The organism is Ornithinibacter aureus, from assembly GCF_009858245.1.
In the GTDB taxonomy this organism is placed as follows: Bacteria; Actinomycetota; Actinomycetes; order Actinomycetales; family Dermatophilaceae; genus Fodinibacter; species Fodinibacter aureus.
In genome coordinates this window covers 1,537,807-1,559,137 of the sequence record NZ_VMSB01000001.1, presented here as the reverse complement: position 1 = coordinate 1,559,137, position 21,331 = coordinate 1,537,807, and the positions used below count along the sequence as shown (strand labels likewise).

Below are 21,331 nucleotides of genomic sequence, written 5' to 3'. Positions count from 1 at the left end.
TGGCCTGCAGGTGGGGCCCGGCGGCGATTTGGGGCGTTGCCCGACCACCCGTAAACTTGATGACTGTTGTGCCGTGCGCCCTCGACCGGGGCACGTGAGGTTCCCTGGTGGGAGCACGCGGCATACGCCAGTTCCATCGGGGCGACCCTCGCCCCTGCCCCTTCTACGACCAGGACACCTGATGCGTACCTACACCCCCAAGCAGGGCGAGATCACGCGTGCGTGGCACATCATCGACGCGACCGACGTCGTGCTCGGCCGCCTCGCCAGCCAGACCGCGATCCTGCTGCGCGGCAAGCACAAGCCGACCTTCGCCCCCCACGTCGACGGTGGCGACTTCGTCATCATCATCAACGCCGAGAAGGTTGCCCTCACCGGCGCCAAGCTCGCGCAGAAGAAGGCCTACCACCACTCCGGTCACCCGGGCGGCCTGAAGAGCACGTCCTACACCGAGCTGCTCGCCAAGAGCCCGGAGAAGGCCGTCGAGAAGGCCGTTCGCGGCATGCTCCCCAAGAACACCCTCGGTCGCGCGCAGCTGAGCCACCTCAAGGTCTACCGCGGCGCCGAGCACCCCCACGCTGCCCAGCAGCCCCAGCCCTTCGAGCTCACCCAGGTGGCCCAGTGATGACCGAGAACTCCCAGATCGACGAGACCGCCGGCACCGACGTCAACGACGCCCCGGTCACCGAGTACACCTCCGAGTCCGACACCAACGTCGCGGGTGCCGAGCCCGTGGCTCGCCCGGCGGCCACCGTCCCCGGCGCGGCCACCGGTCGCCGCAAGCAGGCCGTCGCCCGCGTCCGGATCGTCCCGGGCACCGGCGAGTGGAAGATCAACGGTCGCACCCTCGAGGGGTACTTCCCGAACAAGGTCCACCAGCAGATCGTCAACGAGCCGCTGAAGGTCCTCGAGCTCGACGGCGCCTACGACGTCCTCGTGCGCGTGCACGGCGGTGGCCCCTCCGGCCAGGCCGGCGCGGTGCGCCTCGGCGTGGCCCGCTCGCTCAACGGCATCGACCCCGAGCTGAACCGCCCGGCCCTGAAGAAGGCCGGCTTCCTCTCGCGCGACGCCCGCGTCCCCGAGCGCAAGAAGGCCGGTCTCAAGAAGGCCCGCAAGGCGCCTCAGTACAGCAAGCGCTGATCCGGCGCGACGGCATCCGATCATCGGTGCCGTCCCCGCACCGAAGGCGGCACCATCTGGTGCCGCCTTCGGTGCGTTCGGGATAGATTCACGGCAGGTCTCCATCGGCGAAAGGCACCATCCAGCATGTCTCGGCTCTTCGGCACCGATGGGGTGCGCGGCCTGGCCAACGGTCCCGTCATCACCGCCGAGATGGCCCTGTCGATGTCGGTCGCGGCCGCCAGGGTCCTCGGCCAGGCCGGGGCGACGCCCGGCCACCGACCCAAGGCCGTCGTCGGGCGTGACCCGCGGGCCTCGGGGGAGTTCCTCGCCGCGGCGGTCGTCGCTGGTCTGGCCTCGGCCGGGGTGGACGTCTACAACGCCGGCGTCCTGCCGACCCCGGCCGTGGCCTACCTGACCGCCGACACCGGTGCCGACTTCGGGGTGATGCTCTCGGCGTCGCACAACGCGATGCCCGACAACGGCATCAAGTTCTTCGCCCGTGGTGGCCACAAGCTCCCCGACGACGTCGAGGACCGGATCGAGGCCGCGATGGGCGAGCGCTGGGCGCGCCCGATCGGGGCTGACGTCGGCCGGGTCGTTGCCATGCAGGAGGGCCACACCCGCTACATCGCCCACCTGTTGCGCGTGCTGCCCAACCAGCTCGACGGCCTCAAGGTCGTCATCGACGGCGCCCACGGTGCGGCCAGCATGGTCTCCCCGGAGATCTTCCGCCTGGCGGGTGCCGAGGTCATCGAGATCGGCACCGCCCCCGACGGGCTGAACATCAACGACGGCTACGGCTCGACCCACCTCGGCCCGCTCAAGGCCGCTGTCGTCGCCCACGGTGCGGACCTCGGCATCGCCCACGACGGGGATGCCGATCGCTGCCTTGCGGTGGACGCCGCCGGCGTCGAGGTCGACGGCGACCAGATCATGGGGATCCTGGCGGTCGACATGAAGGAGCGCGGCAAGCTCGCGCACGACACCCTCGTCGCGACCGTCATGAGCAACCTGGGGCTGCTCCAGGCGATGGAGCGTGAAGGCATCCGCGTGCTGCAGACCGGCGTCGGTGACCGGTACGTCCTCGAGGAGATGCGTGCCGGTGGCTACTCCCTCGGGGGTGAGCAGTCCGGGCACGTCATCATGCTCGACCACGGCACCACCGGTGACGGGGTGCTCACGGGCCTCATGCTCGCGGCCCGGATGGCCGCCACCGGTCGCACCATCGCCGACCTCGGCACGGTCATGACGCGCCTGCCGCAGGTGCTCGTCAACGTCCGGGGCGTCGACAAGAACCGGGTCGAGAGCGACGAGGGCCTTCAGGACGCCGTGCGTCAGGAGGAGACCGCCCTCGCGGGCTCCGGACGGGTGCTCCTGCGCAAGTCGGGCACCGAACCGCTCGTGCGCGTCATGGTCGAGGCGCCGACCCAGGACGAGGCGGATGCCGTGGCACACCGCCTCGCCGGCGTCGTGCGCGAGCGTCTCACCCTCTGAGGCCAGCCCTCACCTCACGCATCGCCGCGACTTCTTGCGCTCCAGCCACCCGGATCCGGGTGGCTGGAGCGCAAGAAGTCAGTTTCAGCGGTCGCCGCGCGTGCGAGCGTGCTCGTTCGCGATGATCTGCGCGTACTCCAGCCCGGAGTCCTTGATCGTGCGCTTCTGCGTGTCGTAGTCGACGTGGATGATCCCGAAGCGCTTGTCGTAGCCGTAGGCCCACTCGAAGTTGTCGAGCAGCGACCACGCGAAGTACCCGCGCACGTCGGTGCCGCCCTCGATGGCGTCTGCGACCGCGCCGAGGTGCTCGTGCAGGTAGTTGACCCGCTCGGGGTCGTGCACCGCGCCGTCGTCCGACACGGTGTCCTCCCAGGCGGAGCCGTTCTCGGTGATGTAGATCGGCAGGCCGCTCTCGCGCGCGGACCGCTCGATGATCAACTGGTGGCTCTTGGGCGACTGCTCCCATCCCATCGCGGTGAGCGGGCCCTGCGGCGCGAGTTCGATGACGCCGTCGCAGCCGGGCATGGGGTTGCTGCCGTCCTCGCCGTCGCGGGCGGCGCGCACCCGGGTGGGGAAGTAGTTGTTGACCCCGAGGTTGTCCAGCGGTGCCGAGATCGTCTCGAGGTCACCGTCCTGGATGAAGGCGTGGTCGGTGAGGTGAGCTGTGTCCTCGATCATGCCGTCGGGGTAGGCGCCGTGGAAGATCGGGCCGAAGAACAGACCGTTGAGGGCGTTGTCGGCGCGCCGCACGGCATCCGCATCATGCTCGTCACCGTTCTCGGGGCCCCACACGTACGTCGGGTTGAGGGTGATCGACGCCTCCCCGTCGGGGCACAGCTCGCGGATCACCGGCACCGCCGTGCCGTGCGCGAGCATGAGGTGGTGCGCGGCGATCATGCCCTCGAGGGTGTCGTGGTGGCCGGGGGCGTGGTTGCCGATGCTGTAGCTGAGGATCGAGGAGCACCACGGCTCGTTGAGGGTCGTCCAGTGCTTCACCCGGTCGCCGAGGGCGCCGACGCTCACGGCGGTGTACTCCTCGAACCATGCGGCGACATCGCGGTTGAGCCACCCACCGCGGTCGTCGAGGGCCTGCGGCAGGTCCCAGTGGTAGAGCGTCGCGACGGGACGGATGCCGTGGTCGAGCAGTCGGTCGACGAGCCGGTCGTAGAAGTCGATGCCGGGCTGGTTGACTGTGCCGGTGCCGGTGGGGAGCACGCGCGGCCACGCGATGGAGAAGCGGTAGACGTCCAGCCCGAGGTCGCTCATCAGTGCGACGTCCTCGTCGACGCGGTGGTAGTGGTCGCAGGCCGGGTCGCCGGTGTCCTTGTTCGCGACGTTGCCCTCGACCTCGCAGAACGTGTCCCAGATCGACGGCAGTCTCCCGTCCTCCGTGGTCGCCCCCTCGATCTGGAAGCTGGCGGTGGCGGCCCCCCACAGGAAGCCGTCGGGGAAGGTGCGCTCGAAGGACGTCATAACGGGTGAGATTACCGTCCCGGTGTGACCTCGTCGCCGACTCTGACCACCCCGCGGACCTGCGGGACGAGGTGCATCGCGAACCACGTCCTGCCGTCGCGGCGACGATGGCGCGCCAGGGTGCGGATCGGCTCGTGCCCGCGCTCCAGCGTCGTGGGGTCGATCGTCGTGAGGACACAGCGGTCGACCGCCTTGACCACCCGGAACGAGACGTCCCCGATGAGCACGCTGCGCCAGTGGTCCTCCTCGAACGCCTCGAGATCGCCGTCGACGACGAGGTTGGGACGGAAGCGATCGACGGCCATCGGATGCCGTGCCACGTCTTCGCGCTCGAGGGCGCCGTCGGTGACCCAGTCGTCGAGGCGGCGCAGGGATGCCGCCGACGCCAGGGTGACCGGGTAGCCGTCGGCGAAGGCGGTGGCCTCGCCGGGCAGGCCGTACTGCGGGTTCAGGGGGCGCGGGCGGTGCACGTGGACCAGGCGCAGCCCGTCGATGCCGAGCGCGGCCGTGAGCCAGGTGGTGGCCTCGGGCGGTGCGCAGACGGCATCCAGACTGCGCCCGTGCACGGTCACCGTGACCGGGTCTGCGTGCGGCTGGTCGACGTCGAGCGGCTCGACGTCCGGCGCGCGCAGCCGCAGGGGGACCGGCAGGCCGGGGTCGGTGGTGGCGGTCATGGCCCGGACGGTGAGCAGCGGTGCGTGCTCCCTCGCGGTGAGGCACTCGCCGGTGGGGTCGACGATCATCCAGCGACGGTCGTCGTGCAGGCCCCAGGGCTCGACCTGCGCCTGGTCGACGTGGCGGACGGCGGTGCTCTTGACGGGGTGCACGGCGACCCCGGTCACGGTGATCACGTCGGCCCGTTGCCGGGCGTGCTCACGCCCTCCCCGGGTGGCCCCGCCGGTGCACCGACGTCGCCGATGACCGTCACGATCTCGACGGCCCCGCCAGCGAGGCCGTACTCCGCGCCGACGATCGCGAGGTCGCCACGCTCGACGGCGTACCGGATGGCGCGGGAGCGCTCGACGAGCAGGCTGACGACGTGTCGCAGGTGGGCGCGGCCGACCTCACCCGGGGTCGGCTCCGCGGTGCCGGCCAGCAGGTAGCTCGGGGCGATGCGCTCGACCACGTCGCGAAGGAACCCCCCGGGCAGCTGGCGGGTCGCCACCGCTTCGAGGGTGGCCCGGATCGCCCCGCACGAGGTGTGGGACAGCACGACGATCAGGGGAGTGCCGAGCACCTCGACGCCGAACTCGAGCGAGCCGAGCACGCCGGGGTCGATGACGGTGCCCGCCGTGCGGACGACGAAGACGTCGCCCAGGCCTTGGTCGAAGATGATCTCCGCGGCGACGCGGGAGTCCGAGCAGCCGAACACCGTGGCGAAGGGGGTCTGGCCGGTCGCGAGCTCCTCGCGCAGCTGGACGCTCTGGTGCGGGTGGTCACTCGCACCGTCGACGAAGCGGTTGTTGCCGGCGACGAGTTCAGCCCACGCGTCGTGCGGGGTCCGCGGCCTGGGGTTTCCTCGAGCGGTCGTCATCGCGACGTCGAGCGCTCAGTCGACCTGGGTGAGCAGGCCCGTGTCGACGTCGTAGATGAAGCCGCCGACGAGCACCTCGTCGGCGACGAGCGGGTGCGACTTCACCCGCACGACGTCCGAGCGCAGCGCCGCCTCCTGGTCGTCGATGGTGTTGAAGCGGTGCCACGTCGCGTCGCGGCCCGCCGACTCACCCACGCGCCGCTGGATCTCGGCCTCGGTCGAGTTCGCCATCGCGCACCGGGTGTGCGGGATGACGAGCACCCGGTTCACCCCGAGCAGGTGCGTGGCGAGCACCAGTGCCTCGAGGGCCTGGTCGGTGACCCGGCCACCGGGGTTGCGGAAGATCTTGGCGTCGCCGGGCTTGAGCCCGATCATCCGCAGCGGGTCGATCCGGCTGTCCATGCAGGTGACGACGGCGACGCCGGCGTGCGCGACACCGTCGAAGCCGAGGATCGGGTTCTCCGCGGCGTACGCCCGGTTGGCCTCGAGCAGGTCATCAAAGGTGGAGGGCATCAGAGCAACCCCGTTCTCTTCTCGATGGTGAACGCCACCGGCTTGGTCACCGAGGCGAAGAAGTCATTGCCCTTGTCGTCGACGACGATGAAGGCCGGGAAGTCCTCGACCTCGATCTTCCAGATCGCCTCCATGCCGAGCTCGGGGTACTCGAGCACCTCGACGCTGCGGATGCAGTCCTGTGCCAGGCGCGCCGCCGGGCCGCCGATCGAGCCGAGGTAGAACCCGCCGTGGGCCTTGCAGGCGTCGGTCACCTGCTGGCTGCGGTTGCCCTTGGCCAGCATGACCATCGATCCACCGGCGGCCTGGAACTGGTCGACGTAGGAGTCCATCCGGCCTGCGGTGGTCGGCCCGAACGACCCGGACGGCATCCCCTCGGGGGTCTTGGCCGGGCCCGCGTAGTAGACCGGGTGGTTGCGCAGGTAGTCGGGCATCGGCTCACCGGCGTCGAGTCGTTCCTTGATCTTCGCGTGGGCGATGTCGCGGGCCACGACGAGCGGGCCGGTCAGGGACAGTCGCGTCTTGACCGGGTGCTTGGTGAGCTCGGCGAGGATGTCGACCATCGGCTGGTTGAGGTCGATGGCCACGACGGAGCCGGCACCCGTGGATGCCGCGCCGACGGCATCCGTGTCCTCCTCACCGGTGAGGGCGGCGTGGGTCTGGTCGGGCAGGAACCGGGCCGGGTCGGTCTCCAGCTGCTCGATGAACACGCCCTCGGGGGTGATCTTGCCGAGCACCTGACGGTCGGCCGAGCACGACACGGCGATGGCGATCGGCAGGGAGGCACCGTGGCGGGGCAGGCGCACCACCCGCACGTCGTGGCAGAAGTACTTGCCGCCGAACTGGGCACCGATGCCGAACTGTCGGGTCAGCTCGAGCACCTTCTCCTCGAGCTCGGTGTCGCGGAAGCCGTGGCCGGTGGCGGCGTCCCCGGCCTTCGGGAGGTGGTCGAGGTACTTGGCGCTCGCGTATTTCGCCGTCTTGAGGGCGAACTCGGCGCTCGTGCCGCCGATGACGATGGCCAGGTGGTACGGCGGGCACGCCGCGGTGCCGAGGCTGCGCAGCTTCTCGTCGAGGAAGCGCATCATCGCGTCGGGGTTGAGCACGGCCTTGGTCTCCTGGAACAGGAAGGACTTGTTGGCGCTGCCGCCACCCTTGGCCATGAAGAGGAACTTGTAGGTGGTCTCGTGCCCGGGGGCGGTGTCGGCGTAGAGCTCGATCTGGGCCGGCAGGTTGGAGCCGGTGTTGCGCTCGTCCCACGTCGTGACCGGCGCCATCTGGGAGTAGCGCAGGTTCAGCCGGGTGTAGGCGTCGTAGACCCCACGGCTCACGGCCTCCTCGTCGCGCCCGGGCGTCAGCACGTGCTGCCCGCGCTTGCCCATGACGATCGCCGTGCCGGTGTCCTGGCACATGGGCAGGATGCCGCCAGCGGCGATGTTCGCGTTCTTGAGCAGGTCGAGCGCGACGAACTTGTCGTTGTTGCTCGCCTCCGGGTCATCGAGGATGTTCGCCAACTGCTGCAGGTGCGCCGGTCGCAGGTAGTGCGCGATGTCGTGCATGGCGGTGTCGGTGAGAAGTCGCAGGGCCTCGGGCTCGACCTGGAGGAACGAGCGCCCGCCCGGCCCGTCGACGACCGACACGCCGTCGGTGGTGAGCAGCCGGTAGGGGGTCTCGTCGTCCCCGATGGGCAGTAGGTCCTCGTAGGCGAAGTCGGTCACGCCAGTTCCTCCCTGGTCGGGGCGTAGGCGCCCGCATGGGTCACGGTGATGCCGCTCGTCGCGAGCGCGCGGTCGATGGCAGGGCGCACGTCGGGCAGGCCCGCGTGCTTCAGGCGCTCACGGGCTGCGTCGTTGCCGAGCAGCCCGGCGTCGAGCAGGCCCGACACGAGGCCGGCCATGAAGGAGTCGCCTGCCCCGACGGTGTCGACGACGTCGTCGACGAGCGCGGGCAGGTGGTCGACGTCGCCGGTGCCGGCCCGCCACGTGACCCCGTCACCGCCGAGGGTCACGAGCGTCAGCGTCGAGCCCAGCCCGGCCCAGTGGGCCATCACCTCGGCCGGGGACTGCCCGGGGTAGAGCCAGTCGATGTCGTCCTCGGAGCACTTCACGACGTCACTGAGCGCGACGAGTTCCTCGATGCGGGGGCGGACCTCGTCGGGGCTGCCCATGATGCTCGGGCGCACGTTGGGGTCGTAGGACACCGTGCCGGTGGCGCGGATCGCGTGAACCGCGGCGGTCACCTCCTCGTCGCCGGGGCGCAGGGTGGTGCCGATGGACCCGATGTGCAGGTGACCGGCATCCGGCGGGAGCTCGACGGGGGCGAGGTCCCAGTGCAGGTCGAAGACGTAGCTGGCGGCGCCGGAGTCGTCGATCGTCGCCTCGGCCGTCGACGTGGGGTGGGTGTCGCTGATGCTCCCGGGGAGCAGGTGCACCCCACCGTCCTCGACGTGCTGGGCACAGCGGATGCCGCGATCGTCGGTGCCGACGAGCGTCGCGAACCAGGTGTCGTGGCCGAGCCGGGCCAGTCCCAGGGCGACGTTGGCCGGTGAGCCACCCACGTGTTCGGCCGTGGCGCCGTCGGGGGTGTGCACGACGTCGACGAGCAGTTCGCCGATGACGGCGACAGCTCGGCCGGGGTCGCGATCTGGTGTGCTCGGGTTCATGTCGTTCGTGGTGTCCATGACGTCCTGACGTGAGCGTGTGACGGCTGGACCAACCCTAGCGTCGAGGGTGATTCGGCGTCCCGGGCACCCTTCGGCGACGATAGGGGGGTGACCACGCCCGCGCCCGCCCGCAGCCGCTACTCGATGGGGTCTGCCAAGAACCTGGTGTACTCCCTCGCCGCGGTGCTCGCGATGGTCGCCGTGCTCGTGCTCATCGTCCCGCGGGTCAGCTCGGTCAGCGGGCCGCCGGTCGACGTCACGGCGACTGCCGTCGACGTGCGGGAGCGCACGGGCTGGCCGATCGTGCAGCCGGTGGGTCTGCCCGAGGGGTGGACGGCGACCTCTGCTCGCTACACCGTCACCACGGGTGGCTTCCCGACGTGGCACGCGGGGTACCAGACCCCCTCGGGCACCTATGTCGCGGTCGAGCAGACCCTTGATCCAAACCGGGAATGGATCGAGTCGCAGACCAACCGTGCGCCCAAGGTCGGCACCCTGGAGGCTGCGGGGCGCACGTGGACGATGTACGAGCGCGACACCAAGGTTCAGAACAGCCTCGTCGACGCCCCGGAGGATGAGGACGAGCTGACCACGCTCATCACCGGCACCGCGACGTTCGACGAGATGACGCAGTTCGTCGAGACCCTCCAGCCGGTCACTCCCTGAGCACCGACCCTCCGGTCACTCCTGGGCGGCGATCTTCGCCTCGGCGCGGTCCAGCCACGTCGCGCAGTGGGCGGCCAGGGCCTCGCCCCGCTGCCACAGGCCCATGCTCTCCTCGAGCCCGGACTGTCCGTTCTCGAGCCGGGCGACGATGTCGACGAGCTCGTCGCGCGCCTGCTCGTACGTCAGCCCCGCGATGTCGGCGTGCACGGCGGATGCCGTCGCCGCACCTGTTGATTCAGCAGCCTGCGGGTCCGCGTCAGCCTCGTTCGCCATGTCCGAAACCCTAGCCGTCGTGCCCGACAGGCTTGACCCCGAAGTCGCCGCGCGCGACGCGCACGCGCAGCAGCTCACCCACGACCACGGATGCCGGGTCGCTCACCACCGCGCCGTCGGCGTGCTGCACGATCGCGTAGCCGCGGTCGAGCGTCGACTGCGGCGACAGGGTGCGCACCTGCGTTCGCAGGTGCGTGGTGTGGTCGCGGGCCCGGTGCAGCTGGGCCTCCACGCGGCGGCGGCTGCGGTCACGAAGGGCCTCGACCACGGCCCGCTGGCTGCGCACGAACGCCCCCTTGTCGGTGAGGACGGGGCGGCTGCGCAGCTCGACCAGCCGTCGGCGTTCGTGGTGCAGTCGCGCAGTGAGGGCGCGGTGACCACGAGCGCGAGCTGCGGCGACCGCCGAGCGCTCGGCATCGGCATCCGGGACGATCGCCTTCGCGGCATCCGTGGGGGTGGACGCGCGGTGGTCGGCGACGAGGTCGAGCAGCGGGGTGTCGACGTCGTGGCCGATGGCGCTGACGACGGGAGTGACCGCAGCCGCGACGGCCCGAACCATGCTCTCGTTGCTGAACGGCAGGAGGTCCTCCACCCCGCCTCCGCCGCGGGCGATGACGATGACGTCGACCTCGGGGTGGGCGTCGAGTTCGGCCAGGGCCGCGCACACCTGCGACACGGCATCCGCGCCCTGCACCGCGACCTGACGGATCTCGAACACCGCGGAGGGCCAGCGGCGGCGGGCGTTCTCGACGACGTCACGCTCGGCGGCGCTCGCCCGCCCGCAGACCAGCCCGATGCGCCGGGGGAGGAAGGGCAGGGGCTTCTTGCGCTCGCGGTCGAACAGCCCCTCCTGGGCGAGGTGTCGCTTGAGGTACTCCAGGCGCGCGAGCAGCTCGCCGACGCCGACGGGGCGGATCTGGCGGGCGTCGAGCATGAGCGATCCGCGCTGGGCCCAGAACGTGGGCTTGGCCTGCAGGACGACGCGGGCGCCCTCGCCGAGTGGGGTCGGCATCGCGTCGAGGGCGTTGACGTGGATGGAGACCGACAGGCTCATGTCGACGTCGGGGTCGCGCAGCGTGAGGAAGGCGGTGCGGGCGCCGGGTCGGCGGTTGAGCTGGACGACCTGGCCCTCGACCCACAGGGTCGACATCTTCTCTACGTACTCCCCGATCTTCATCGAGAGCAGGCGCACCGGCCAGGGCTGCTCGGCCGTGGTGTCGGCGGCGCGCTCGGGCAGGGTGGTCATGGCGTCACCCTAGGGCCGGGGTCCGACGGTCCTCGCTCAGCAGGAGCCCGGCGCGGCGGCGGGGCGATGGCCACGAACCTGACGGACACGAGGATTCGGGGTCGTGGTGAGGGCGACCTACCATGGGTGGCATGGCTGACTCCGGCAAACGTGTGCTCCTCGCCGCCCCCCGTGGCTACTGCGCGGGGGTGGACCGGGCCGTGGTGACCGTCGAGAAGGCTCTCGACCTCTACGGCTCCCCGGTCTACGTCCGCAAGGAGATCGTGCACAACAAGCACGTCGTCACGACGCTGCAGAAGCGCGGTGCGATCTTCGTCGACGAGACCGACGAGGTGCCCGAGGGTGCGACCGTCGTGTTCTCCGCGCACGGGGTCGCCCCGGTGGTGCACGAGGAGGCTCGTGCCCTGTCGCTGCGCACCATCGACGCCACCTGCCCCCTGGTCACCAAGGTGCACCGCGAGGCCGTGCGCTTCGCCGACGAGGACTACGACATCCTCCTCATCGGCCACGAGGGCCACGAGGAGGTCATCGGAACCGCCGGTGAGGCCCCCGAGCACATCCAGCTCGTCGACGGCCCCGACGACGTCGACAACGTCACCGTTCGCGACCCCGACAAGGTCGTGTGGCTCTCGCAGACCACGCTCTCGGTCGACGAGACCATGGAGACGGTGCGCCGCCTTCGTGAGCGCTTCCCCAGCCTGCAGGACCCGCCGAGCGACGACATCTGCTACGCCACACAGAACCGTCAGCTCGCGGTGAAGCAGATGGCCGCCGACTGCGACCTCATGCTCGTCATCGGCTCGTGCAACTCCTCCAACTCGGTGCGTCTGGTCGAGGTGGCCCTCGAGCACGGGACGCCCGCCGGGCACCTGGTCGACTACGCCGACGAGATCGACGAGTCCTGGCTCGACGGGGTCTCGACGGTGGGGGTGACCTCTGGCGCCTCGGTGCCTGAGATCCTCGTGCGCGAGGTGCTCGAGTACCTCGCCGCTCGCGGCTACGGCGACGTGTCCCCGGTCGTCGCGGCGGAGGAGTCGATCATGTTCTCGCTGCCCGCCGAGATCCGGCGTGACCTCAAGGCAGCCGGCAAGGCCGACACGATGCGCCACGACGCGAGCTTCGCCGACAGCTCCTCCGGTTTGCACTGACGGGTGTCGCCGTCGGCGTCTAGCCTGACCGGCATGACCACGCCACACCCCGCTGACTCGCACGACCTGATCCGCGTGCTGGGTGCTCGCGAGAACAACCTCAAGGGCGTCAACGTCGAACTGCCAAAGCGCAGGCTCACGGTCTTCACCGGGGTGTCCGGGTCGGGGAAGAGCTCGCTGGTCTTCGCGACGATCGCCGCGGAGTCCAAGCGGATGATCAACGAGACCTACAGCGCCTTCCTCCAGGGGTTCATGCCGAGCTTGGCCCGCCCCGAGGTCGACCACCTGGAGGGGCTGACCACGGCGATCATCGTCGACCAGGAACGGATGGGTGCCAACCCACGCTCCACCGTGGGCACCGCTACCGACGCGAACGCCATGTTGCGCATCCTGTTCAGCCGCCTGGCCCAGCCGCACCTCGGCCCGCCCACGGCCTACTCGTTCAACGTCCCGACCCGCAAGGCGAGTGGCGTCATGTCCACCGACAAGGGTGGTCGGGTCGAGAAGAACGTCGTCAAGGAGGCGGTCTACCTCGGCGGCATGTGTCCGCGCTGCGAGGGCATGGGCCACGTCAGCGACATCGACCGCACGGCGCTGTACGACGACTCGAAGTCGCTGCGCGAGGGTGCGCTGACGGTGCCCGGCTACTCCATGGACGGCTGGTACGGCCGGCTGTTCGAGGGAATGGGCCTGCCGATGGACAAGCCCATCGCCGACTTCACCGCCAAGCAGCTCGACACGATGCTGTTCGCGCCGCCGACGAAGATCAAGGTCGAGGGAGTCAACCTCACCTTCGAGGGGATCATCCCGAAGATCCAGAAGTCGATGCTGTCCAAGGACCCGGAGGCGATGCAGCCCCACGTGCGGCGCTTCGTCGAGCGGGCCGTCACCTTCCAGGCCTGCCCGGAGTGCGGCGGCACCCGCCTCACCGCTGAGGCACGCGCCTCCCTGATCAACGGCAAGAGCATCGCCGATCTGTGCGCCATGCAGATCAACGACCTCGCCTCGTGGGTGCGCGACCTGGACGAGCCGTCGGTGGCGCCCCTGCTCACCGGGTTGCAGCACCTGCTCGACTCGTTCACCGAGATCGGCCTGGGCTACCTCTCCCTCGACCGCCCGGCCGGGACGCTCTCCGGTGGGGAGGCCCAGCGCACGAAGATGATCCGCCACCTGGGGTCCTCGCTCACCGACGTCACCTACGTCTTCGACGAGCCCACGGTCGGCCTGCACCCGCACGACATCGAGCGGATGAACACCCTGCTCCTGCAGCTGCGCGACAAGGGGAACACCGTGCTCGTCGTCGAGCACAAGCCCGAGACCATCGCCATCGCCGACCACGTCGTCGACCTCGGCCCGGGGGCGGGGTCGGGCGGCGGCTCGATCTGCTTCGAGGGGTCGGTCGACGGGCTGCGCGCCAGCGACACCATCACCGGGCGACACCTGGACGATCGGGCGACGCTGAAGCCGAGCGTGCGCGGGGCCACTGGCGCGGTCGAGGTCCGGGGGGCCTCGACCCACAACCTGCGGGGCGTGGACGTCGACATCCCCCTCGGGGTGCTGTGCGTCGTGACCGGTGTGGCCGGCTCGGGCAAGAGCTCGCTGATCCACGGCTCGGTCGCCAAGCGCGACGATGTCGTCGTCGTGGACCAGGGTGCGATCAAGGGGTCGCGGCGCAGCAACCCGGCCACGTACACCGGCCTGCTCGAGCCGATCCGCAAGGCCTTCGCCAAGGTGAACGGGGTCAAGCCGGCGCTGTTCAGCTCGAACTCCGAGGGGGCCTGCCCCACGTGCAACGGCGCGGGCGTCATCATCACCGACCTCGGGATCATGGCGACGATGGAGTCACCGTGTGAGGACTGCGAGGGCAAGCGCTTTCAGGCGTCGGTGCTCGAGTACACCCTCGGGGGAAAGAACATCGCCGAGGTGCTCGCCCTGTCGGTCGACGAGGCCGAGGTGTTCTTCGCCTCGGGCGAGGCCAAGACCCCGGCCGCGCACACGATCCTCGCGCGCCTGACCGATGTCGGTCTGGGCTACATCAGCCTCGGCCAGCCGCTCAGCACGTTGTCCGGAGGTGAGCGCCAGCGCCTGAAGTTGGCCGTGCAGATGGCCGACAAGGGCGAGATCTACGTGCTCGACGAGCCCACGACGGGGTTGCACCTGGCCGACGTCGGCAACCTGCTCGGGCTGCTTGACCGCCTCGTCGACTCGGGCAAGTCGGTCATCGTCATCGAGCACCACCAGGCCGTGATGGCGCACGCCGACTGGATCATCGACCTCGGCCCCGGGGCCGGTCACGACGGCGGCACGATCGTCTTCGAGGGCGCCCCGGCAGACCTCGTCGCCGCCCGCTCGACCCTTACCGGGAAGCACCTCGCGACCTACGTGGGTGCCTGAGCCCGACGTCGAGGTCGAGCAGCAGCTCGGGGCGCGCATCCTGGGCGGTGACGTCGTCGATGAGCTCTTGCGCGGTCAGCGGCCGGGGGGCGCTCTCCACCGGTGTGAGAACCGGTAGGTCGTCGTCGACGAGGTCGAGGTCGTTCATCCGGCGCGCGGTGACCATGACGCGGGACTCCAGGGCCCCGACCATCGCGTTGTAGGCCTCGACGCTGGACTGGAGGCTGCGCCCCACCTTGGCGGTGTGGGTGCCGAGCGTCGCGAGCCGCCGGTGCAGGTCGCGCCCGAGGTCGAGCAGTTCGCGGGCACTGGAGGACAGCGCGTCCTGTTGCCAGGTGAACGCCACCGTGCGCAGCAGGGCCATCAGCGCGCCCGGGCCGACGAGCACGACCCGCTGCGAGAGCGCCTGGTCGTGCAGGGACGGCTGGGCCGCGAGGGCGGCACCCAGCATGGCGTCGCTCGGCACGAAGCAGACCACCATCTCGGGGCCCTCGCGGAACGCTGACCAGTACTCCTTGGTGGCCAGGGCCGACACGTGCTTGGCCAGTGAGGCCGCGTGCTCGCGCAGCAGGTCGCCGCGCTCGTCATCGCCGAGGTCTTCGCCCTGGGCGTCGAGGAAGGCGTTCATCGGGGCCTTGGCGTCGACCACGAGGACCTTGTCACCGGGCAGGCGCACGACGACGTCGGGGCGCACGCCGCGGTCGTGGGCACTGACCGCGCTGACCTGCTCGTCGAAGTCGCAGCGCGCCAGCATCCCCGAGGCCTCGAGCACCCGGCGCAGCTGCACCTCACCCCATGCGCCGCGCACCGTCGAGGACCGCAGCGAGCCCGCCAGCGAGGCCGTCTGGCGGCCCAGGTGCTGGGTCTCATCCTCGACGCGGGCGAGCAGACCCCGGATGGCGCCGAACTGCTGCATCCGGTCGCGTTCGAGCGTGCCGACCTGGTGCTCGACCCGCACGAGTGCGTCCTTGAGAGGAGCGAGCAGGGCGGCGGTCTCGAGGTCCTCGGCGAGCGAGGTCTCGAGGTCGAGCACCCGTTCGCGCAACAGATCACGCTCGGTGACGACGGCGGCCGAGCGCGCGGCATCCACCAAGCGAGTCACGACGATCGTCACGGCGACCCCGACGACCAGCCCGAGCAGACCCCACACCCATGTGTTCATGCCACCGACTCTGGCACGGGGCACCGACAGGACGCGTGGACCGTTGGGCGGGCATGTCCGCGATCCGCACCTCCGGGGACGGCGCCCTGGCGGCCCGGGCCCTGCACCACCTCGGCCGACGCCACGACCGCTTCGTCGTCGCCAGGGTGCTGCACGGGCAGGTGCACATCGCCCAGGTCGGCCTCGAGCCGGGCGCCGAAGTCGAGATCGGGTCCGTCTCCAAGGCGGTGACCGGGCTGCTCTTCGACGACTCGCGACGGCGCGGCGAGACGAGCGACGACACTCCCCTCGGCGACCTCTTGCCCGTGGCGAAGACGCCGGTCGCCAGGGTCACGCTGGGCGAGCTCGCCACCCACCGTTCCGGACTGCCGCGCCTGGCCAAGGGCACGGCATCCGTGCGTGCCACGCTCGACCTCTGGCGACACGGCACCAATCCCTACGGGGAGACGCTCGAGGAGGTGCTGGAGGCGGCCCGCGCCACCCCCGTCGGACGCAAGCGGCCCTCGTACTCCAACCTCGGGTTCATGCTCCTCGGCCACTCCGTCGCGGCAGCCGCTGGCCTGACCTACGCAGAGCTGCTCCAGCAGCGGATCGCCGAACCGCTGGGGCTCCTGGCGACGACCGTGCCCGCGACGGCTGCCGAGCTGCGTCCGGCCGCCGTCACGGGCACGTCACGTCGAGGCACGGTGATGTCGCCGTGGGTGGGCGAGGCACTCGGCCCAGCGGGCGGCATCCGGTCCACGTCCGACGATCTCGGCCGTCTGGTCCGGGCGTTGCTCGACGGTTCGGCTCCCGGGATGGGCGCCCTCGAGCCGGTTCAGCGGCTCTCCGGCGGGGTGCGAATCGGAGCGGCGTGGCTGGTGCTCGAGCACCGTGGTGCCGTCGTCACGTGGCACAACGGTGGGACCGGCGGGTTCCGCAGCATCCTCGCGCTGAACCGGGATGCCGGAGCAGGGGTCGCGTTGGTGAGCGCCACGGCGCGGTCGGTGGACTCTGCGGGCTTCGCGCTGCTGGCCGAGTGCGTGGCGGCTGCCGACGGCACTGTCGCGGCTGACGGTTAGGGTCGGGTGATGGCACGCAGCGAGACCGAGTCCGAGCGCCTGAAGCGCATCGCGATCCTCAACGCCCGCCTCCCGCGGACCCGGGCCATCGCCCAAGGTGTGCTGCGCGACCCCAAGGGGCGCGTGCTGCTGTGCGAGCTCAGCTACAAGCGCGAGTGGGACCTGCCCGGCGGTGTCGTCGACCCGGGGGAGTCGCCGGCGACCTGCGTCGAGCGCGAGATCTTCGAGGAGCTCGGGCTCAGCGTGACGGTCGGGCGACTGCTCGCCGTCAACTGGCTCCCGCCGTGGCGCGGCTGGGACGACGCGCTGCTGTACCTGTTCGACCTGGGAGTCCACCACGCCGGTGAGCTCGACCCGGCACTGTACCTGCGGCGCGAGATCGCGGGCGCCCACTGGCGGAGCATCGCGGATGCCGCGGCGCACGTCGCGCCGTACACCGCACGCATGCTCGAGGTGGCCGCTGACGCCGAACACCCGCTCTACCTCGAGAACAGCGAACCCGGGAGGACCAGATGAAGATCCCCGACGACGAGAGCCGCCTGGCGCTCGCGTTCCTCGGCGCGCTCGTGTTGGTGAGCGCCGGCATCCTCGGCTGGATCGTGGTCTCCGCCTTCGCCGGGTAAGGGACGCCATGGACCGGGGCGGCGCCCAACCCGGCTAAACTCCTGTCCTCGTGGCACTCACCATCGGAATCGTCGGTCTCCCCAACGTCGGCAAGTCGACGATGTTCAACGCGCTGACGAAGAACAACGTCCTCGCCGCGAACTACCCGTTCGCGACCATCGACCCGAACATCGGGGTCGTCCCGCTGCCGGACGAGCGGCTCGCGCGGCTCGCCGAGATCTTCGGGTCGGAGAAGATCCTTCCGGCGACGGTGTCCTTCGTCGACATCGCCGGCATCGTGCGCGGCGCCTCCGAGGGGGAGGGGCTGGGAAACAAGTTCCTCGCCAACATCCGTGAGGCCGACGCGATCTGCCAGGTGGTGCGGGCCTTCGAGGACGGCGACGTCGTGCACGTCGACGGCAAGGTCTCGCCGACCTCGGACATCGAGACCATCCACACCGAGCTGATCCTCGCCGACCTCCAGACCTTGGAGAAGGCGGTGGCTCGCCTCGAGAAGGAGAGCCGGATCAAAAAGGAGTCGCGCCCGGCGTTCGAGAACGCGGTCGCCGCGCAGAAGGTTCTCGAGGCAGGGGAGACGCTGTTCGCGGCCGGTGAGAAGGCCGGTGTCGACCTTGATCTCGCTGCCGGGCTGGGGTTGCTCACCACCAAGCCGTTCATCTACGTGTTCAACCTCGACGAGGACCAGCTCGCCGACACCGACCTGCACGCCCGTCTGGGCGAGCTCGTGGCACCGGCCGACGCCGTGTTCCTCAACGCCAAGCTCGAGATGGACCTCATGGAGATGTCCGCCGAGGACGCCCTCGAGATGCTCCAGTCCTTCGGGGCGGAGGAGTCCGGTCTCGACCAGCTCGCTCGGGTCGGGTTCCACACCCTCGGGCTGCAGACCTACCTGACGGCCGGCCCCAAGGAGTCGCGGGCCTGGACGATCCACCAGGGCTGGACCGCCCCCCAGGCCGCAGGCGTCATCCACACCGACTTCCAGCGCGGCTTCATCAAGGCCGAGATCGTCTCGTTCGCCGATCTGGATGCCGCTGGCTCGATGGCCGCTGCTCGCGCGGCTGGGCGGGTGCGCATGGAGGGCAAGGACTACGTCATGGCCGACGGCGACGTGGTGGAGTTCCGCTTCAACGTCTGAATTGGCACGTTTGCGCAGGTCAGAGGGGGTGCGCCCTCTCCCAGTCCGCACACAGTCCGCAAGAAGTTTTCCGCGATGCGCTCGATCTGCGCGTCTGAGGGCCTATGTCCGGAGCCCGCTGCGGTCATGTGACCCACCTTCGACGTGACCCTTTGGGCGGCGGTACGCAGCAGGCCGGAAGGGCCGCAGACCCTTCCGGTCATGCCGAGTGTCGGACGTTGTCGGCACTGGCGGATCGTGACATACTGGTACAAGAAACCGTACCAGTAGGAGAGATCATGGCTGTCACCGCAAGCGAGGCACGGAAGAACTTGTTTCCTCTCATCGAGCAGGTCAACGAGGACCGCACTCCGATCGAGATCACCTCCCGCCGCGGTGACGCGGTGCTGATGTCTCGCGCGGACTATGACGCGCTCGAGGAGACGGCCCACTTGTTGCGGGTCCCGGCCAATGCCCGACACCTGCTCGAGAGCCTGCAGCAGGCACGGTCCGGGCAGCGGGACGAGCACGACATGGTGCGATGAGGCTGGTCTTCACACCGAACGGGTGGGCGGACTACACGTATTGGCTGGCCGCTGACCGGCAGATGCTGAAACGGATCAACCGACTCATCGATGACGCCCTGCGAGACCCGGTCGCCGGCATCGGGAAACCCGAGCCACTGCGACACATGCTGGCCGGGGCATGGTCGCGTCGGATCACCGAGGAACATCGGCTCGTCTACCTCGTCGACGGCGACGACCTGGTGATCCTCCAAGCCCGCTTCCACTACGTCTGACGAGTCGTCCGCTCCTGCCGCAGATCGGTGAAGTCGGCTCCGCGCCCTGCGATGATGCCCGCGTGAGTCGTGACGAGCTGCCTGTCGCGATTCGCGCCACATCGCTGAGGCGCGGGATGCCGTTCGGGCGGCGGCGGAAGTATGTCTGGGAGGCACGTCTACGCGACGGCACGTTGGAGCGCGATGTCGACATCGACCACGTTCTTCAGTGCGGAAGGTGCCCCGCCGATGGTTGGGCGACGCGGCACGCCGCCGAGCCGGCTTGCGGCACCGAGGGGCGCGGGCCTTGGATCGAGTACCCGACCGGATACCCGCTCGTGGACGACGGTCGGGACAGCCACTGACCTTCATTCACATGCCGCAGTGAGCGCGAGTACGCTCGGCTCTGTGATTGCCCGACCATGCTCACCCCGCCCTCCGTGGCGGGTGTTGGTCACGGATCGGAGTCACGATGGCTCACTCACCTCACCGTCAGCACAAGGGTTGCCAGCTCTGTAAGCCGCACAAGAACCGTCGTCTTGGTCGCGCCGGGCGGGGAGTGTGCAGAACTCTGTGTAACTGGCACTGGCTACTTCAGACCCAGGCGGTCGCCGTAGGTCATGCTCAGGGTGTTCAGGATGGCCTTCCAGCCGTTGATCCGGCCGGTCGGGTTGGGTCGGTTCTTCTGCCGTTCCAGCACGGTCAGGTAGAGCACCTTCAGCGCGGCGTCCTCGTCGGGGAAGTGGCCGCGTCGACGAGTCGCGGCACGGAACCTGGCGTTGAGGGACTCGATCCCGTTCGTGGTGTAGATCAGCTTGCGGACCTCGAGGGGGAAGTCCAGGAACGGGATGAACTCCTGCCAAGCGCGTCGCCACGAGGCGACCATGGCCGGGTACATGCTCTCCCAGTTGGCAGCGAACACCTCGAACGCCTCTTCCGCGGCCGGGACCGACGGCGCGGTGTAGATGAGCTTCAGGTCCGCCGTGATCGCCGACCAGTGCTTCTTGGAGGCGTACCGCAGGCTGTTGCGCACCAGATGCACCACGCACGTCTGCACGTCCGCGAGCGGCCAGGTGGCGCGGATCGCGTCCGGCAGGCCCCTTGAGGCCGTCGCAGCAGACGATGCACACGTCGAGGATGCCACGGTTTCGCAGATCGGTGAGCATGTTCATCGACTGCTTCGCGCCCTCCCCACCGGTGGGGCCGACCCACATCCCCAGCACGTCCCGCTCACCCTCGAGGGTGATGCCCATGGCCACGTACACCGGCCGGTTCCCGACGTTGCCGTCACGGACCTTGAGCACGATCGCATCGATCAACACCACCGGGCACACCGCGTCCAGCGGGCGTGACTGCCACGCCTTCTGGTCCCGCCCGACCTGCTCGGTCACCGCGGACACCAGCGACTTCGACACCTGCGTGTCATAGACCTGGGACAGGTGGTTGCCGATGTCGCCGGTGGTCATGCCCTTGGCGTACAAGCTGATGACGTTCTCGTCGAACCCGGACAGCCGGCGCTGATGCTTGGGCACGATCTGCGGTTCGAACGTGCCCGCACGATCACGCGGCACGGTGATCGTGACCGGCCCGACCTCGGTGCGGATCGTCTTCGGCGTCGTCCCGTTGCGGGAGTTGCCCAGGTTCCGCCCGACCGGGTCGTGCTTGTCGTAGCCCAGATGCTGGGCCATCTCGACCTCCAACGCCGACTGCAGCACCTGGCGAGTCAACGATGTCAACAGGCCGCCCTCGCCGGTCAACGCGATACCCCGGCCAGCGGCCTGGGCAACCAACAACTCAGCAAAGCCCCGCATCGACGCCGGGTCCAGCTCCAGCCCCGCGAAACCAGGCGCCGAAACCAACTCACCGGCACTGGCCGGGACCTGCTCCTCATGATCAGACATGACGTGATGCTCCTCCCTCCCACACCCACGGCGCGGGAGGCTCACGCCAGTGCCAGTTACACAAGGTTCTGCACAGACCCCTCAACTGCCGCGGATCGGTCGTGGATGCCTTTGGCGATGCCCGGTTTCGAAGTAGTGACATTTGGCTGAGCAGGTTCGCCGCCGA

At 69.7% G+C, this 21,331-nt stretch carries 20 protein-coding genes and 1 pseudogene; 11 read left to right on the top strand and 10 right to left on the bottom strand.

Annotated features, from left to right (window positions below):
- The first annotated feature begins 181 nt into the window (after nt 1-181).
- The 3 genes from rplM (at nt 182) to glmM (ending at nt 2,616) form a co-directional block, all read left to right on the top strand.
- Nucleotides 182-625 carry a 50S ribosomal protein L13 gene (gene rplM, locus C8E84_RS07340; protein ID WP_159900845.1) on the top strand — a complete coding sequence of 148 codons (444 nt, stop codon included), beginning with the start codon at nt 182-184 and terminating at the stop codon, nt 623-625.
- Nucleotides 625-1,140, top strand: coding sequence for a 30S ribosomal protein S9 (gene rpsI / locus C8E84_RS07335; RefSeq protein ID WP_159900843.1), 516 nt, complete (start codon nt 625-627; stop codon nt 1,138-1,140). Before rplM ends, rpsI begins: the two co-directional genes overlap by 1 nt.
- A gap of 126 nt (nt 1,141-1,266) precedes the next feature.
- Nucleotides 1,267-2,616, top strand: a complete 1,350-nt coding sequence (glmM, locus tag C8E84_RS07330; protein WP_159900841.1) for a phosphoglucosamine mutase — start codon at nt 1,267-1,269, stop codon at nt 2,614-2,616.
- A gap of 84 nt (nt 2,617-2,700) precedes the next feature.
- Here the strand turns inward: glmM and C8E84_RS07325 are convergent, their stop codons facing one another.
- The 6 genes from C8E84_RS07325 to C8E84_RS07300 are packed head-to-tail and all read right to left on the bottom strand — an operon-like array spanning nt 2,701 to nt 8,816.
- On the bottom strand, nt 2,701-4,089 hold the full coding sequence (locus C8E84_RS07325; protein WP_159900839.1) for a GH1 family beta-glucosidase: 1,389 nt from the start codon (nt 4,087-4,089) through the stop codon (nt 2,701-2,703).
- 11 nt (nt 4,090-4,100) lie between these two features.
- Entirely contained in the window at nt 4,101-4,940 is an 840-nt protein-coding gene (locus tag C8E84_RS07320) for an MOSC domain-containing protein (protein WP_159900837.1), read from the bottom strand.
- Complete coding sequence (locus tag C8E84_RS07315; RefSeq protein ID WP_159900835.1) at nt 4,937-5,623, bottom strand: carbonic anhydrase; 687 nt, start codon at nt 5,621-5,623, stop codon at nt 4,937-4,939. The genes C8E84_RS07320 and C8E84_RS07315 overlap by 4 nt, the downstream gene beginning before the upstream one ends.
- Nucleotides 5,624-5,638: 15 nt before the next feature.
- Nucleotides 5,639-6,136, bottom strand: coding sequence for a beta-class carbonic anhydrase (locus C8E84_RS07310; protein WP_159900833.1), 498 nt, complete (start codon nt 6,134-6,136; stop codon nt 5,639-5,641).
- The gene (locus tag C8E84_RS07305; protein ID WP_159900831.1) at nt 6,136-7,854 is read right to left on the bottom strand and encodes a fumarate hydratase; all 1,719 of its coding nucleotides are present in this window, start codon (nt 7,852-7,854) and stop codon (nt 6,136-6,138) included. The genes C8E84_RS07310 and C8E84_RS07305 overlap by 1 nt, the downstream gene beginning before the upstream one ends.
- A complete protein-coding gene (locus C8E84_RS07300) occupies nt 7,851-8,816 on the bottom strand; it encodes a carbohydrate kinase family protein (RefSeq protein ID WP_246196840.1) in 966 nt (321 codons plus the stop codon). Before C8E84_RS07300 ends, C8E84_RS07305 begins: the two co-directional genes overlap by 4 nt.
- Before the next feature lie 90 nt (nt 8,817-8,906).
- Between C8E84_RS07300 and C8E84_RS07295 the strand changes: the two genes are divergently transcribed.
- Entirely contained in the window at nt 8,907-9,464 is a 558-nt protein-coding gene (locus C8E84_RS07295; RefSeq protein ID WP_246196839.1) for a DUF4245 domain-containing protein, read from the top strand.
- Nucleotides 9,465-9,479: 15 nt separating this feature from the next.
- Here C8E84_RS07295 and C8E84_RS07290 read toward each other — a convergent pair whose 3' ends face one another.
- Together C8E84_RS07290 and xseA are read right to left on the bottom strand one after the other, a co-directional pair.
- Complete coding sequence (locus tag C8E84_RS07290) at nt 9,480-9,737, bottom strand: exodeoxyribonuclease VII small subunit (RefSeq protein WP_159900829.1); 258 nt, start codon at nt 9,735-9,737, stop codon at nt 9,480-9,482.
- Nucleotides 9,738-9,747: 10 nt separating this feature from the next.
- Nucleotides 9,748-10,983 carry an exodeoxyribonuclease VII large subunit gene (xseA, locus tag C8E84_RS07285; protein WP_159900827.1) on the bottom strand — a complete coding sequence of 412 codons (1,236 nt, stop codon included), beginning with the start codon at nt 10,981-10,983 and terminating at the stop codon, nt 9,748-9,750.
- 131 nt (nt 10,984-11,114) lie between these two features.
- Here xseA and C8E84_RS07280 point away from each other — a divergent pair, with 131 nt between their 5' ends.
- Both C8E84_RS07280 and C8E84_RS07275 read left to right on the top strand, forming a co-directional pair.
- Complete coding sequence (locus C8E84_RS07280; RefSeq protein WP_159900825.1) at nt 11,115-12,131, top strand: 4-hydroxy-3-methylbut-2-enyl diphosphate reductase; 1,017 nt, start codon at nt 11,115-11,117, stop codon at nt 12,129-12,131.
- Nucleotides 12,132-12,164: 33 nt separating this feature from the next.
- A complete protein-coding gene (locus C8E84_RS07275) occupies nt 12,165-14,525 on the top strand; it encodes an ATP-binding cassette domain-containing protein (protein ID WP_159900823.1) in 2,361 nt (786 codons plus the stop codon).
- Here the strand turns inward: C8E84_RS07275 and C8E84_RS07270 are convergent.
- Complete coding sequence (locus C8E84_RS07270; protein WP_159900821.1) at nt 14,488-15,687, bottom strand: DNA recombination protein RmuC; 1,200 nt, start codon at nt 15,685-15,687, stop codon at nt 14,488-14,490. The two genes, C8E84_RS07275 and C8E84_RS07270, sit on opposite strands and share 38 nt — an antisense overlap.
- Before the next feature lie 53 nt (nt 15,688-15,740).
- On the opposite strand from C8E84_RS07270, the gene C8E84_RS07265 reads away from it, so the two are divergent.
- The 5 genes from C8E84_RS07265 (at nt 15,741) to C8E84_RS07245 (ending at nt 19,285) form a co-directional block, all read left to right on the top strand.
- A complete protein-coding gene (locus C8E84_RS07265) occupies nt 15,741-16,748 on the top strand; it encodes a serine hydrolase domain-containing protein (RefSeq protein ID WP_159900819.1) in 1,008 nt (335 codons plus the stop codon).
- Between the two features lie 9 nt (nt 16,749-16,757).
- Nucleotides 16,758-17,264 (top strand): NUDIX domain-containing protein, encoded by a 507-nt coding sequence (locus C8E84_RS07260; RefSeq protein WP_159900817.1) that lies wholly within the window; start codon nt 16,758-16,760, stop codon nt 17,262-17,264.
- A 157-nt stretch (nt 17,265-17,421) separates the two neighbouring features.
- Nucleotides 17,422-18,507, top strand: a complete 1,086-nt coding sequence (ychF, locus tag C8E84_RS07255) for a redox-regulated ATPase YchF (protein WP_159900815.1) — start codon at nt 17,422-17,424, stop codon at nt 18,505-18,507.
- A 278-nt stretch (nt 18,508-18,785) separates the two neighbouring features.
- Nucleotides 18,786-19,031, top strand: coding sequence for a type II toxin-antitoxin system Phd/YefM family antitoxin (locus C8E84_RS07250; protein WP_048548370.1), 246 nt, complete (start codon nt 18,786-18,788; stop codon nt 19,029-19,031).
- Nucleotides 19,028-19,285, top strand: a complete 258-nt coding sequence (locus C8E84_RS07245; protein WP_048548373.1) for a Txe/YoeB family addiction module toxin — start codon at nt 19,028-19,030, stop codon at nt 19,283-19,285. The genes C8E84_RS07250 and C8E84_RS07245 overlap by 4 nt, the downstream gene beginning before the upstream one ends.
- A 568-nt stretch (nt 19,286-19,853) precedes the next feature.
- On the opposite strand, the pseudogene C8E84_RS18510 reads toward C8E84_RS07245, so the two are convergent.
- Nucleotides 19,854-21,075: pseudogene (locus tag C8E84_RS18510) on the bottom strand (IS256 family transposase).
- Nucleotides 21,076-21,331 lie beyond the last annotated feature (256 nt).